Source organism: Pontibacter mucosus (assembly GCF_003054055.1).
Classification (GTDB): Bacteria; Bacteroidota; Bacteroidia; order Cytophagales; family Hymenobacteraceae; genus Pontibacter; species Pontibacter mucosus.
The window spans coordinates 249,756-263,215 of record NZ_QBKI01000005.1 but is presented as its reverse complement, the minus strand read 5'-3'; the positions used below and the strand labels follow the sequence as shown (position 1 = coordinate 263,215).

Sequence of the window (13,460 nt, the reverse complement as noted above, 5' to 3'; positions counted from 1 at the left end):
AAACGATATGAAATTCAAGATAGCCATACTATTATCCTTGTTCGCGGCAGGGTTCATGATGACTTCCTGCGAGGATGTGCTGGAAGAGGAGGATTTCACCTACTCTCTTTCGAGCAACAACTTTTATAACACCGCAGAAGAGGCCAACGCCGCTGTGATGGCGCCGCTGGATATGATGCGGTTGGCCTATAACTCCAATTGGTTTGCGACTTTGGAAATCCAAACCGAGTACTGTTATCCCAAAGGGGTGTATACCGGTTACCATTACAATGGGATTGTGAACTCCACCCATGAAACCCGTCTGGCAACGAACTGGACATACCTGTACCGGGCCATCTCCTACTGTAACACCGCCCTTGACAAGCTGCCTGCTGCCAATGCGATGTCGGCAGAAGAAATTGCGACGTACACGGCGGAGTTACGTTTTTTGCGGGCTCTCAACTATTTCAACCTCGTACGCCACTGGGGTGCGGTGCCACTGAGAACGGAAGAGAACATGACCGATTGGGACCTGCCGAAGAGCTCCGTGGACGAGATCTATGCCTTTATCGTCGAGGATTTAAAGTTTGCATCCGAGAATTGCCCCGATGTTCCCCGTCTCGTGGGCACTCCCGGTAAAAACGCGGCCAAGGCGCTTTTAGCGGAGGTGTATATGTACACGAAAGAATACGCCCTGGCCAAACAACTTTCGGAGGAAGTAATCTCCAGCAATGCTTACTCCCTGGTCAGTGTATCAACTGTAAGGGATTTTGACAAGGTGTTCGGTTACGATTTGGTCACTTCCCCAGAAGAGGTATTCTACCTGAAGACCTCTCGTACAGACGGCAAGACCTGGGATTATATATCCTACACAGCCCATCCTCAATACCAGATCGAGCCAGGGAAACGGATGCTGAACGGGTTTGGGTACTATACCCATTATACGGATTTAAGAAACCATGTAATCTCCACCTGGGATACGGATGACCTCCGGTATGGGCTTAATGTAGGGCCTTACGTTTTTGGGGCGGATGCCTACGGCGAGTATACGGCTTTGCTGACAAAGTACTGGGACCCCAACGCATCCGGGAGCGGTGCGAATGTATCCATTCCGCTGATCCGCTATTCAGATGTGCTCATCACTTATGCGGAGGCGAGCGCGCGGGTAGCGGGGGCACCGACGGGTGAATCGATTGAGGCGCTCAATATGCTGCGCAGACGAGGGTACGGTTATAACCCAAGCGTGGCGAATGCGGAAGTCGACTATCAGCTGGCCGACTACAATAGCCTGGATAGGTTTATAGACCTGCTGGTGAAAGAAGAGACCTACGAGCGGATGAACGAGGCCAAACACTGGGATTTCATCCTTCGCCTGGGTAAGGAGAAGGAGCTGGTGGGGCAGTATTTCAATGTAAAGGACGGCTCCTTTACGCAGATTGCCGATCGCCATTACCTGTGGAAGATTCCAGACTCAGAGTTTAACTACAATAAAGCGCTTGATCAGGGCAAGGACCAGAATCCTGGTTATTAAGCAGGTTCTTTTATTTCTTTATTGACTTAAGATGAGACAGAGACTGATTTGTTTTATAGCCGTTTTCTTTTTCTCCCTTCACCTGGCGGCGCAGTCGGCAGATAAGCACCCCCTGAAGTTAAGGGTGGCCACCTACAATGTCGGCCATTTTAATCAGGGAGTGGCGGGAGGGCTTGAAGTTCGGGGCGAGGCCGTGTATGGGAAAGAGGGCAAGCAGCGTTACGCCCGCCTGGAGATGATCAACTGGAGAGAGTGGATAAGCGAGCAGAGCCTTGACATTCTTGGCGTGCAGGAGTGGAACAGGTATTTCGATGCAGACGGCGTGCTTCATGCTGAGGAAGAATTGTTGAAGCCCTTCTATAACAACGTTTACTTCGGTGATGAGCATAAATGGATTTACAACGGAATTGCCACCAACTATAAGTTGACGAACCTGCGGCAAAAGTATTGGGCAGGCGAGTATTATGCCTTAATCGGTGACTTGAAGATTGGGGGTAAGACAGTGACGGTGATGTCCACCCACATTCCTTGGCAGAAGGAGTGGCATAAACCTGCTCTGGATGCCTTCATAGCGGAAATGAAGAAGTACGAGTACCTGATCTGCATGGGAGATATGAACGCCACTGATGCCGAGCAGCTGCTCTTCCGGGAGGCAGGGTTCAACATGGCCAACGGAGGTTATCAAGGATGGTTTGGTACCGCAGCCGGATCCCTTAAGCTGGATGGCAGGGCAGGCGGTGCGGACAAGAACATTGACAATATCATTACCAGCAAAAATATCAAGATAATGAATGTGTCCGTACCCCGCACCGGGCTGAATGACCAGGATCACCTGCCGGTGATTGCAGATGTAATCATCACCTGGTAACCCTGTGTGAAATGGCAGTAAGAATTAGCCTGAACCATCCCACTCGCTGGGATGGTTCTTTTTTTATTGTCTGCTCTCTTCAGCAGATGAAAATTGTTCCGCAGGTGAGACTGTAAAATTGGCTCTTACCAAAGCCTCAAAGTCACTACCACAAGGGATTTGCAGCATCTTCTGGAACTGGGAGCGTTTTTTCAGAAAGGTAGCGGCCGGAGTACCCGCTACCTTCTGGATATTTAAGTCAAAGATGTGTCCTCCCCAAGTTTAGGTGCCAGAGACGGTTCATCTTTACTCATGCGGTGGCCAGCGTATATCCTTTTCCTTTATGCTTTCGATAGTATACTCTTCAACTCCTCAAAGCTGTTCTGCATCGGCACGATGTGCTCCTGCTTTTCCGCAAAGCGCTGCAGCCTGGCAGGTATGGCAATGGCCTCTCCCAACGTTTCTTCCATAACTTCCCTGAATTTGGCCGGGTGCGCTGTTTCCAGAAAGACGGCAACGGCTGGTTCCTTGGTTTGGGACAGGAATTTCCGGGCTCCGCTGTAGGCTACTGCTCCGTGCGGGTCCAGGAGGTAGCCGTTCCGTTGGTACACCTCCTGTATGGTTTTTCGGGTTTCCTCATCGGTGAAAGTATAGCCAGCAATGCAACGGCGGAACTGCTCCAGCTCCCCACTAAATAGGGCTTCCATGCGGGCGTAGTTGCTGGGACTGCCTACGTCCATGGCATTGCTGATGGTCTGCATGGATGGTCTGGGTGTGTAAACCCCGGTCTCGAGGTACTGCGGCACGACATCGTTGGCATTGGTGGCGGCGATGAAACGGTGTACCGGTAAGCCCATGGCGGCGGCCAGTAAGCCACCGGTCAGGTTGCCGAAATTGCCGCTGGGCACGCTGAATACAACAGGTTTGCCTTGCCGCTGCAGCTGGCCATAGGCGTAAAAGTAATAGAACGACTGCGGAATGAGCCGGGCAATGTTGATGCTGTTGGCGGAGGTGAGCAGGTGCCGCCGGCTGAGCTCCTGGTCGGCCAGTGCCTGCTTGGCCAGTTGTTGGCAATCGTCAAAGGTGCCCTCTACCTCTATGGCTGTGATATTGTCGCCCCAGGTAGTGAGCTGCATTTGCTGCAACGGGCTTACCTTTCCTTTGGGGTAAAGGATGTATACCTGTATACCTGGCACTTGGTGGAACCCGGCTGCCACGGCGCTGCCCGTATCACCGGAGGTAGCCACGATCACCTTCAACGCTTCGTTTTTACCCCGGGTGAAGTAGGCCATCAGCCGCGACATGAAACGGGCGCCCACATCCTTGAACGCCATGGTCGGGCCGTGGAAAAGCTCCAGGCTGTAGATGTCCTTTTCCACCCTGACCAGCGGGATCTCGAAGTTCAGGACTTCCTCCACCAAAGATTTTAGAACCTGAGCCGGAACATCTTCCTGCAGAAATGCGGAGGCGACGGTATAGGCTATTTCCTGCAGGGACAACTGGTGCAGGTTTTCCAAAAAAGCGGGCGGGAGCACCGGTATAGACGCAGGCATGTAAAGGCCTCCGTCCTCGGCCAGCCCCTTTAATACCGCCTTCTCCAGAGGTACGTGTGTGGTTTGTCGGCTAGTGCTGCTATATAACATTATGCTTTGGCTAAAACGGGTTGAACATTTTCTATTACCGGACCCTGCAGGTTGATCACCGAGACATAGGCAGTGCTGCCAATGCCCGCCTCGGAGAGCTTTGCCTCTAAGGCGGCTGTTACGTTTTGGGCAACAGAGGGGCTGCTGCAGAGCGCAAACACAGAGGGGCCGGAGCCGGATATACCGAACCCGAGCGCCTGTTGCTCCAGCGCGAGCTGCCGTAGTTCATCGAAGCAGGGGATGAGCATGGCGCGCATAGGTTCTATCACCACGTCCTGCATGCTCCGGCTGATCAGGCCCAGGTCGTTGGTACAGAAGCCTGCCACCAGGCCGGCCACGTTACCCCATTGCGTCACGGCATCCCGAAGCGGTATGTGCGCCTTGAGAATCTGCCGCGCCTCCCGTGTCGGGATTTCCACATGCGGGTATACCAGGGCACAGGCCAGGTCAGGCGGTACCGGCAGCCGGACCACATCCAGCGGTTGGTAACTGCGCACCAGCACCAGGCCGCCCAGCAGGGCAGGGGCTACGTTATCGGCGTGGGCGTTGCCACAGGCCAGCCGCTCCCCCTCCATAGCAAAAGGCAGCAACTCTTCCCTCGTCAGCGGCTGGCCCATCAGCTCATTTATCGCCACCAGCCCAGCCACGGCACTGGCAGAGCTTGAGCCCAGGCCGCTGCCAAAGGGCATCTGCTTGTAGAGCTCGATGCTCACCCCCTGCGTTATCCCTAAGTGCCGGAGGTAGCTGATGACCACGGCGCTCACCGTATTCTTCTCGGGATCGCGGGGCAAGCGTCCTTCGTCACCCCCCAGCACGTCCAGCGTCACCTGTCCGCTGTCGTTGAGGTGCATGATCACTTCATCGCCAGGCGCATGCACGGCAAGGCCCAGCACATCATAGCCGCAGCTCAGGTTGGCGACAGTGGCCGGGGCAAATACTCTTATTGATTTCACGTGTTCTTCTTTTTAAAGTTAATACGCTGCTACCCGTACCAAGTCTGCCAATACCCCGGCGGCCGTTACCTCGGCGCCGGCGCCGGGTCCTTTGATCACCATCGGGTTGAGCTGGTAGCGCTCAGTGGTAAAGGAGATGATGTTGTCGCTGCCCGAAAGGCCAAAGAAAGGGTGTTCCGGACCGGCCATGACCAGCGCTATCCTTACCTTTCCTTCCTCCAGCGAGCCGATGTAGCGCAGCACCTTTCCTGAGGCTGCCGCTTCTTCCTTCAATCTGGCAAAGTAAGGCTCAGATTTCTCCAGCTCCTGGTAAAAGCCCTCCACTGTAGGAGCAGCAACACAGTTTTCCGGCAGGATAGGCTGTATCTGCACCTCCTGCAGCTCCATTGGCAGGCCTGTCTCCCGGGCCAGGATGAGCATTTTCCGGGCGAAGTCCAGCCCGCTGAGATCATCCCGTGGGTCGGGTTCGGTAAAGCCTTTCTGCTGTGCCTCCCGTACGACTGCTGCAAAGGTTTTGTCGCCTTTGTACTCGTTGAAGATATAGGAGATAGTGCCGGAGAGAATGGCCTCGATCTTCAGTACCTGGTCTCCGCTGATAAGCAGGTCGTGGAGTGTCTTAATGACCGGCAGGCCAGCCCCCACGTTGGTTTCAAAGAAGTAGTCCACGCCATACTTGCGTACCACCTGCTTGTCCTTGTAGTAGTCGGAGAAGGTGCCGCAGTTGCGGATCTTGTTGCAGGTCACAACCGAGAAACTCTGCTCAAACAATTGCCTGTAGCTACTGGCCACGTCGGCACTGCCGGTGTTGTCTATAAAAACGGAGTTGGGCAGGTTGAGCGACACGGCCTGCTCCATGAAGTGCTCCAGGTTGGCCTGCTCTCCATTTACCACGAGCTCGTCTTGCCAGTTTTTAAGGCTGATGCCGTCACGGTTCCAGAGCATCTGCCGGCTGTTGCACACCCCTGCCAGGTTGATTCTCAGGTGCCGGCTGGCCTGCAGGTGCCCCTGGTGCTGCTCCAGCTGCCGGAGCAGGGTGGCGCCGATGTTGCCGGTGCCGCAGCAGTATACGTTCAGCGTCTTCACGGGCGACAGAAAAAGCGCGTCGTGCACAGAGTTTATTGCCTTGGACAGATCGTCGCTGCTCACCACCACAGAGATGTTAAGCTCAGAGGAACCCTGCGCGATAGCATTGATGTTCACACCGCTGCGCCCCAGGGCGCTGAAGAGCTTGCCCGACAGCCCGATGGCCTGCTTCATATTTTCCCCGACCACGGCCATCACGCTGTACCCTTCCTCCACTGTTGGCGTGGAGAGCCTGCCGGACAGCAGCTCATACCCAAACGCTGCCTCAATGGCGGCACTGGCAGCCCGGGCCTCCGCCGGCGACACAGCAAGGGTAATGCTGTGCTCAGAGCTGGCCTGTGTGATGAGGATCACGTTTACGCCTGCCTGAGCCAGGGCACTGAACAGGCGGCCGCTAAAGCCCTTGTACCCGACCATACCGCCACCTTGTACGGTGAGCATGCTAACTGCAGGAATAGAGGTAATACCTTTCACCAGGGAGCCGTTCACAGAGGTTTTGGGACCAATGACTGTCCCGGCAAATGCAGGGTTGAACGTGTTTTTGACCACGATCGGGATGCCTCTGGCAATGGCTGGCAGCATGGTAGGCGGGTGCACGACCTTGGCGCCAAAGTATGAAAGCTCAATCGCCTCGTTGTAAGACAGCTGTTTGAGCGAAAAGGCCTTCTTTACCAGCCGTGGGTCTGCTGTCATGAAGCCATCCACGTCTGTCCAGATCTGCACCTGGTCTGCGCCCACAGCGGCACCCACCAGGGCGGCCGTATAGTCGGAGCCTCCTCGGCCCAGAGTGGTGGTGTTGCCGTGCTGGTCGGAGGCAATAAAACCCGTGATCACGGGAACGGCGCCGGCGTGCTGCCTGAAGAAATCTTTTACAAGCTGGTTGGTCTGCGCTTCGTTTACGGTGGCGCTGCCATGGTTGCTATCCGTTCTGATAAGCTGGCGGGCATCGGCGAACACTGCGCTTATCCCATGCTGCCTGAGCACATGCGCAATGGTATAGTTGGAGCAGAGCTCGCCATAGGCCACTACCCGGTCGCTGGTTCGGGGAGAGGCCTCCCCCAGTGCCTTGACCCCTGCCAGCAATTCTTCCAACTCATTCAAGTATAGCCGGAGTCCCAGCAGAGCCACGTTCTGGTGCTTCACCTCCAACAGGGTCTTCACCAGCCCAAAATGGCGGTCCTCAACCGTTTTCAACCCGGGCCCATACTCTTTTCCATCCGCTGCTTCTGCCACGAGCTGCAGGAGGGTGTTGGTCACTCCGCCCATGGCCGAGCAGACCACGGCCACGGCTTCATTTTGCTGCTGTTGCTCTTTGACTAATTGCACCAATGTGCTGATCGACTGCGCGGAGCCGACTGAGGTACCTCCGAATTTCAGGATTTTCATGTTATAAAGGGATTAAAACAAAAAGGCCTTCCTCAGGAAGTGAGGAAGGCCTTTTTGTAGGTTATGATGCGTTTTTTTAACTCATACTACGATAATATTCCTTTCCCCATGTGCAATAGCCTGTTGTCCCGGTAATCGTAATGATCCCGGTGGAGATAATAATAGTAGTTGAAAACAGGTTGTTGCTCATGGATTGCATGGCGGTAATATGGAGACTATTTTCTATATATGCTAATGAAATCGATATAAATATGTTAATGGTCAATATATTACAGTGAAAAGCTGCCTTGGATAGGTTGCAGCAGCTAAGGTAGCGGCGTAACCTGCTGCTTAGAGTGGGTTTTTGCAGATGCTCCCAAGCAAGCTGAGGGTAGTTTCTGTGCGCGGGGCTTTATAATCAAACGAAAACTAATAGTTTTATAAGTGGAAAAGTAATATTTTACATGCCGCATCCGGGTGGGATGCTTTCTGCCGCCGCCCTGCAGCTCTAAATACCAGGACAGGAACATACCATAAAACCATGAAGCGAATACTACTCTCCTTAGCGCTCTTATCGATGACCGCAACCGCTTATGCCCAGGACTGGCCCAACCTGCAGAAGTACGAGGCCGCCAACCAGCAGGTCATCGCCTCTGCCACGCCCCCCAAGGCCGTGTTCATGGGCAACTCCATCACCGAGGGCTGGTGGCAGCAGCGGCCCGAGTTCTTCGAAAAGCACGGCTTCGTGGGCCGGGGCATCGGGGGGCAGACCACGCCCCAGATGCTCATCCGCTTCACCCCCGACGTGCTCGATCTGAAGCCGCAGGTGGTGGTCATCCTGGCTGGCACCAACGACATCGCCGGCAACACCGGCCCCTCCACAGTGAAGATGATAACCGACAACCTGGCGGCCATGGCCCAGCTGGCGAAGGCCAACGGGGTAAAGGTGGTGCTCAGTTCCATTTTGCCGGTGAAGGAGTACCCGTGGAGCAAGGAGGCCGACGCGGTGGGCATGATCGCCCAGGTGAACGCGTGGATGAAGCGGTACGCGGAAGAGCAGGGCTTCGTCTACCTGGACTACTTCCCAGCCATGGCCGACAAGGAACAGGGCCTGAAGAAGGAGTACTCCGGCGACGGCGTGCACCCCAACCTGGAGGGCTACGCCGTGATGGAGCCCCTGGTGCTCCAGGCGGTGAAGAAGGCGTCCAGGCAGGAGTTGAAGCCCAGGGCCCGGAAAAACTAGTTTCCTGCTTTCCTTTTTAGGGGCAAACCCGTACAATGGAGCAGCAGCAGTAGCAACCGGTAGTGCCCCAACACCTTCTCCATCATGGGCGGTTATTTGTAAACCGCCAATTGTTTTCGAAAATTGAGACCCAAACGACCCTCCATCAAGGACATTGCCTCCAGGCTGAACGTCTCCGTAACCACTGTGTCCTTCGTGCTGAACGGCAAAGGACCGGAGATGCGCATCTCTGAAGAGGTGACCCAACGGGTCCTCAGCTACGCTAAGGAGGTCAATTACAGCCCCAACCGGCTGGCGCAGAGCCTCCGTACGGGCAAGTCCAACATCATCGTCTTCATGGTGGAGGACATCTCCAACCCCTTCTTTGCCCGCCTGGCCCGCATCATCGAGGTCATCGCCTACAGGAAAGGCTACAAGGTTATTTTCTGCAGCAACGAGAATGACGACCGGCACACCCAGGAGCTGCTGCAGGTTTTCAGGGATCAGCAGGTAACAGGCTACATCATCATCCCCTCGGCAGGCGCCAAAAAACAGATACAGGCATTGCTGGAGGCGGGCATCCCCGTGATTCTGTTCGACCGCTATTTCCCCGGCCTGGAGACGAATTACGTGGTGATAGACAACGAAAACGCCACTTACCGGGCCACCAGGCATTTGATTGGGAATGGCTACAGGGACATAGGCTTTGTGACGCTCGACACCAGCCAGACCCAGATGTTGGACCGCCTGAAAGGCTACAAAAAGGCGGTGAAGGAGGTAAGGCTCAAAAGCAGGGTGCTCAAGTTGCCCTACCGGGCGGATGCCCCGGAGGGGGAAAGCTGTATGCGGGGGTTCTTTGAAGCGCACCCGGAGCTGGACGCTGTTTTCTTTGCGACCAACTACCTGACCCAGCAGGGCCTGCTGGTGATGCGCGAGCACTTTCCCGGTAAGCTGACCGACTGGGGGATCATGACCTTCGATGATACGGAGTTCTTCCGGATTCATACGCCCTCCATCTCAGCGGTGGCCCAGCCGCTGGAGGAAATCGGCCATAAACTGATGGAGATCATGCTCGAGCTGCTGCGGGACGGGAAGGAGACGGTGCATCAGGTGGTGCTCAAGGCAGAGCTCAGGGAGCGGGACTCCTCCAGGCCAAAGGCGCCGCGCGGCGTCTGATAACACTCCTTTAGGGCGATCCAGCCTTCCTGCGCGGGACAAACTGGGGCAGCTTTGCCCAAGGCGCCCTAGGTCCTCCTGCGCCCTGAATCCTCTGTTTTTTAGATTAAGGAAAGGCCTGATTTGCAAAAGGGTATTCAACTCGCCACATTACCCCTGCCAATGCGCTCCTGAGTGGTTTGATAACTATAAAGACCTGCCTCCCAGATACCCAACCAATTCTTTTACAGGATTTACCTAAATTATGGTTCCGGTTGTGAGCTGATATTCAGTCTCATGTGTCAGCCAGCAGTAGATGAAAACTGACTATAATCCGAGAGATGAAGAAGAGTAGAATAGCGAGTTTAGTCAAAAAAAGTTAAAAATAGTCTAGGTTTAGTGTTATTTAAAGTGTGCTATTTCAGCATGAAGAGGTTACATTCATTTTGGAATGACAGTAATAGTGCCCGTGCTATTAGAAGCTATCTCATAAATAGGGATTTTCTTCCATAGCGGGTTGTTTATCTGTCATGAAGTTGACAGATAAACAGTGGGATAAGCTAAAGGATTTGGTTCCTGATGGAGCCAGAAGGTCTGACGGGAAAGGCAGGCCCTGGCGAGACAAACGTGAAGTGCTAGAAGGAATCCTGTGGATACTGAAGACAGGAGCACAATGGAGCCATTTGCCAGTGATTTACCCTCCCTGCCAGACTTGCCACAGAAGGTTCCAGCAGTGGCAGGAGCAAGGGGTGATTTGGAGGGGCGGTTTATTGACTCTCTGCCTGAAAGGCTCATCGGAGTAAGGCCTACGATTCGGACCCTCTGGATCAGGCGCTAAGCCGGCAGGGCATTGAGATGATTACCCCTAACAGGAGTAGCAGAGCAAAGAAAAAGACGCAGGACGTCAGGAAACTCCGACGCTACAAGCGAAGATGGAAAGTCGAGAGGTTCTTTGCTTGGTTGTTCAATTACAGAAGATGCCTGATCAGGTATGAGTATAAGGAAGAAAACTTCAAGGCATTCATCCTACTGGCATGTATGCTGATTTTGTTAAAGGCATTTATGAGATAGCTTCTGGTGAAAAATTGAATGAGATACAGGAAGCGACAAAGTATATCGGGCAGAAGAAGTCGGTGTACTATGCCTGGTCGGGTGGCCGAATTTATTCTACGTCGGGCCGGAACAGCCGCATGAGCGAGTGCTTCCGGCTGGCTGGCGTAAAAAACGCCTGTACCTTTGCCGTGGATCAGCCCAAAATCAACTCCCAAACGCTGATTTCCTGGGAACCGGACCTGATCCTGCTCTGGGACACAGACCCGCAGGAACTCTATAGCAAAAAGGAGCTTTCGGTGTTGAAAGCCGTCAGAAACAAACAGGTGCATGTGCTGGAGCCACCTTTTTACTACGACCCCCATACCCTCAAGATCATGTATGCCGCCATCGAGCTGCATAATATCTGCTATGGCGAGAAAGAGAACTTCGACCTCGAAAAGAACCGAAGGGACATCATGACGAATCTGTATGGGGACAAAGCTGCAGCGCTACTCGAATGAGGAAATTCCTGACAGCCTTTTTGATCTATGGCCTGCCCTTACCGCTCCTGCTGTATTCCCTGACGGTGGGTCCGTCCCAAGGACTCCAATTTGCCGATTATTGGGAGTGGGGCAGGGCTGCGCTGGCAGGCAGTGTTGACGAAGGCTCCACGAAGTTGTTCATGGTCAACAACATCATCGAGAATGTTCGGCTGCCCCGGGTGTTGCTCACGTTCATCATCGGAGCAGGGCTGGCTTCCTCCGGAGGAGCCTTGCAAGGCATCTTCCGGAACCCGCTGGTGGATCCCTATGTGCTGGGCATCTCCTCGGGCTCTGCTTTCGGAGCGGCGCTGGTCATTGCGTTTCCCTTTATCAACATCAACCTGGCGGCTTTTGCCTTGGGCGTGGTTTCCGTACTACTGACTTATTCCTTCGCCTTCAGCAACAATCGTTCTTCTATTGTAGCAGTTATACTTTCCGGAATGATTGTGTCGGGTATTTTCACGGCCTCCCTCACCGTCGTGCAGTATATCAGCGACCCCTATAAACTGCAGGCGATTGTGCAGTGGACCATGGGTAACCTGCACCACGCCTCCTGGGATAAGCTTAATACAGCTGCCTTGCCGGTGGGAGCAGGGATAGGGGGATGTGCCTGATGCGCTGGTGGCTTAATTTGCTGGCCTTGGGGGAGGAGGAGGCGAAAGCTGTTGGTGTGAACCCTACTGCCGATAAAGCCATACTGGTATGCCTGGCTACGCTCACCACCTCTACATCGGTGGCGACGGCTGGCGTCATCAGCATGTATGGCTTGTTCATGCCGCACCTCACGCGTATGCTGGTTAGGCCTGACAACCGGAAAGCCATGCCGGCCAACATTTGCTTTGGCGGGTCTTTTCTGGTTATCATCGATAACTTCTCCCGCTCGCTGATGGAGTTCGAAATTCCGATTGGCATTTTCACGATGTTGCTGGGAGCGCCTTTCTTTCTGTTTTTAATAAAGAAAAACAAAATCAACTGGGTATGACAGAAGCAGCAATAGAAGTAAGGAACCTCAGCTTCGGGGATGGCCAAACGCCAGTACTGGAAGAGGTAAATGTGACCTTTCCGGCCAACCGGTTTTCTGTTTTGCTTGGCCGCAACGGCAGCGGCAAGTCCACGCTCTTCAACATCATGGCAGGCCTGCAGAAGTATAAGCAGGGTTCGGTGAAGTTGATGGGGAAGGAAGAAGCAACATGTCCTTCTCGGATTGCGCCCGTGTGCTGGGCTTTCTGCCGCAATTTCATAAATCGGTGTTTCGCTTTCAGGTGAAGGATGTGGTGCTGACGGGTAGGGCAGCTTTTTCCGCCTTCTCACCCGGTAAAAGCGACAGGGAAAAGGTGGGGCAGGCCATCGAAGATCTGGGTATCAGCCACCTGGCCGACAGGCCCTATACCGAACTCTCGGGTGGCGAGCAGCAACTGGTGATGATTGCGCGGGTGCTCGTACAACATCCCCGCATCATTCTGCTCGACGAGCCCACCAACCACCTCGATGTTTATTACCAGACCTATGTGTTGGAGAAGCTCAAAAAGCTAACAGAAAATAACCTGACAGTCATCGCCATCATGCACGACCCGAACATGGCTTTTCTGTATGCGGACCATTGCTACTTCATGAAAGACCGGGCGGTGGTTGCGCTAAGTATAGAACCTGACAACCATGCCGACACCTTTCTGGAGTATGTATATGATGTGCGTTTTACCACAGTTATGGTGAACAATAAGTTAATGGTGGTTCCCAAAGTATAGCTGCAGTGAAGATGCTGTTTAAAGTATAATATCTTCTTCGGCACATAACCGGAAAGTTAAGTGCTGGAGGTAGCACAAAATTGTACATCACTGCCATAGTTCTTGCTTCTAGCTGACCTGATAAGTACTTACCAGAAGCTCCCTCACCACATACTTGCTTTTCGAAGTGGTTTCGAAACAGCAAGTCTATACTTTCCTCTTCTTTTTAATAGCTCTGCAAAATTGGCTAACCTTTCGATTTGGTTGAGCTGTATCATTGTACATACAGCGTGTATCCATAAGTGAGCCTTTTATGGTAGTTCCCTCTTATCAAGTATAGTTTTAGCGATTTTAGCATGCTTTATGTTACTAGATCAGCCGCTT

At 53.6% G+C, this 13,460-nt stretch carries 12 protein-coding genes and 1 pseudogene; 10 read left to right on the top strand and 3 right to left on the bottom strand.

Going from position 1 to position 13,460, the window contains the following annotated elements:
* Positions 1-7: 7 nt before the first annotated feature.
* Together C8N40_RS11745 and C8N40_RS11740 are read left to right on the top strand one after the other, a co-directional pair.
* Positions 8-1,510 (top strand): RagB/SusD family nutrient uptake outer membrane protein, encoded by a 1,503-nt coding sequence (locus C8N40_RS11745; protein WP_211318092.1) that lies wholly within the window; start codon positions 8-10, stop codon positions 1,508-1,510.
* Positions 1,511-1,541: 31 nt separating this feature from the next.
* Positions 1,542-2,378, top strand: coding sequence for an endonuclease/exonuclease/phosphatase family protein (locus tag C8N40_RS11740; RefSeq protein ID WP_108211952.1), 837 nt, complete (start codon positions 1,542-1,544; stop codon positions 2,376-2,378).
* A gap of 320 nt (positions 2,379-2,698) precedes the next feature.
* Here C8N40_RS11740 and thrC read toward each other — a convergent pair whose 3' ends face one another.
* The 3 genes from thrC to thrA are packed head-to-tail and all read right to left on the bottom strand — an operon-like array spanning position 2,699 to position 7,422.
* Positions 2,699-4,000, bottom strand: a complete 1,302-nt coding sequence (gene thrC / locus C8N40_RS11735) for a threonine synthase (RefSeq protein ID WP_108211951.1) — start codon at positions 3,998-4,000, stop codon at positions 2,699-2,701.
* Positions 4,000-4,953, bottom strand: coding sequence for a homoserine kinase (locus tag C8N40_RS11730; protein WP_108211950.1), 954 nt, complete (start codon positions 4,951-4,953; stop codon positions 4,000-4,002). The genes thrC and C8N40_RS11730 overlap by 1 nt, the downstream gene beginning before the upstream one ends.
* Before the next feature lie 18 nt (positions 4,954-4,971).
* Positions 4,972-7,422: a bifunctional aspartate kinase/homoserine dehydrogenase I gene (gene thrA / locus C8N40_RS11725; RefSeq protein WP_108211949.1), complete on the bottom strand. Its 2,451-nt coding sequence runs from the start codon at positions 7,420-7,422 to the stop codon at positions 4,972-4,974.
* Positions 7,423-7,942: 520 nt separating this feature from the next.
* Between thrA and C8N40_RS11720 the strand changes: the two genes are divergently transcribed.
* From C8N40_RS11720 to C8N40_RS23290, 8 genes and pseudogenes are all read left to right on the top strand, one after another.
* Positions 7,943-8,644, top strand: a complete 702-nt coding sequence (locus tag C8N40_RS11720) for an SGNH/GDSL hydrolase family protein (protein ID WP_211318091.1) — start codon at positions 7,943-7,945, stop codon at positions 8,642-8,644.
* 123 nt (positions 8,645-8,767) lie between these two features.
* Positions 8,768-9,799, top strand: a complete 1,032-nt coding sequence (locus tag C8N40_RS11715; RefSeq protein WP_108211947.1) for a LacI family DNA-binding transcriptional regulator — start codon at positions 8,768-8,770, stop codon at positions 9,797-9,799.
* A 509-nt stretch (positions 9,800-10,308) separates the two neighbouring features.
* Positions 10,309-10,849 (top strand): annotated as a pseudogene (locus C8N40_RS11710) (transposase).
* A gap of 14 nt (positions 10,850-10,863) precedes the next feature.
* A complete protein-coding gene (locus tag C8N40_RS11705) occupies positions 10,864-11,331 on the top strand; it encodes an ABC transporter substrate-binding protein (protein WP_170114085.1) in 468 nt (155 codons plus the stop codon).
* Complete coding sequence (locus C8N40_RS23300; protein ID WP_211318090.1) at positions 11,328-11,966, top strand: FecCD family ABC transporter permease; 639 nt, start codon at positions 11,328-11,330, stop codon at positions 11,964-11,966. Before C8N40_RS11705 ends, C8N40_RS23300 begins: the two co-directional genes overlap by 4 nt.
* Positions 11,966-12,334 carry a FecCD family ABC transporter permease gene (locus C8N40_RS23295; protein WP_211318089.1) on the top strand — a complete coding sequence of 123 codons (369 nt, stop codon included), beginning with the start codon at positions 11,966-11,968 and terminating at the stop codon, positions 12,332-12,334. The genes C8N40_RS23300 and C8N40_RS23295 overlap by 1 nt, the downstream gene beginning before the upstream one ends.
* Entirely contained in the window at positions 12,331-12,618 is a 288-nt protein-coding gene (locus C8N40_RS22955) for an ABC transporter ATP-binding protein (protein ID WP_211318088.1), read from the top strand. The genes C8N40_RS23295 and C8N40_RS22955 overlap by 4 nt, the downstream gene beginning before the upstream one ends.
* Positions 12,543-13,097 (top strand): ABC transporter ATP-binding protein, encoded by a 555-nt coding sequence (locus C8N40_RS23290; protein ID WP_211318087.1) that lies wholly within the window; start codon positions 12,543-12,545, stop codon positions 13,095-13,097. The genes C8N40_RS22955 and C8N40_RS23290 overlap by 76 nt, the downstream gene beginning before the upstream one ends.
* Positions 13,098-13,460: the final 363 nt, after the last annotated feature.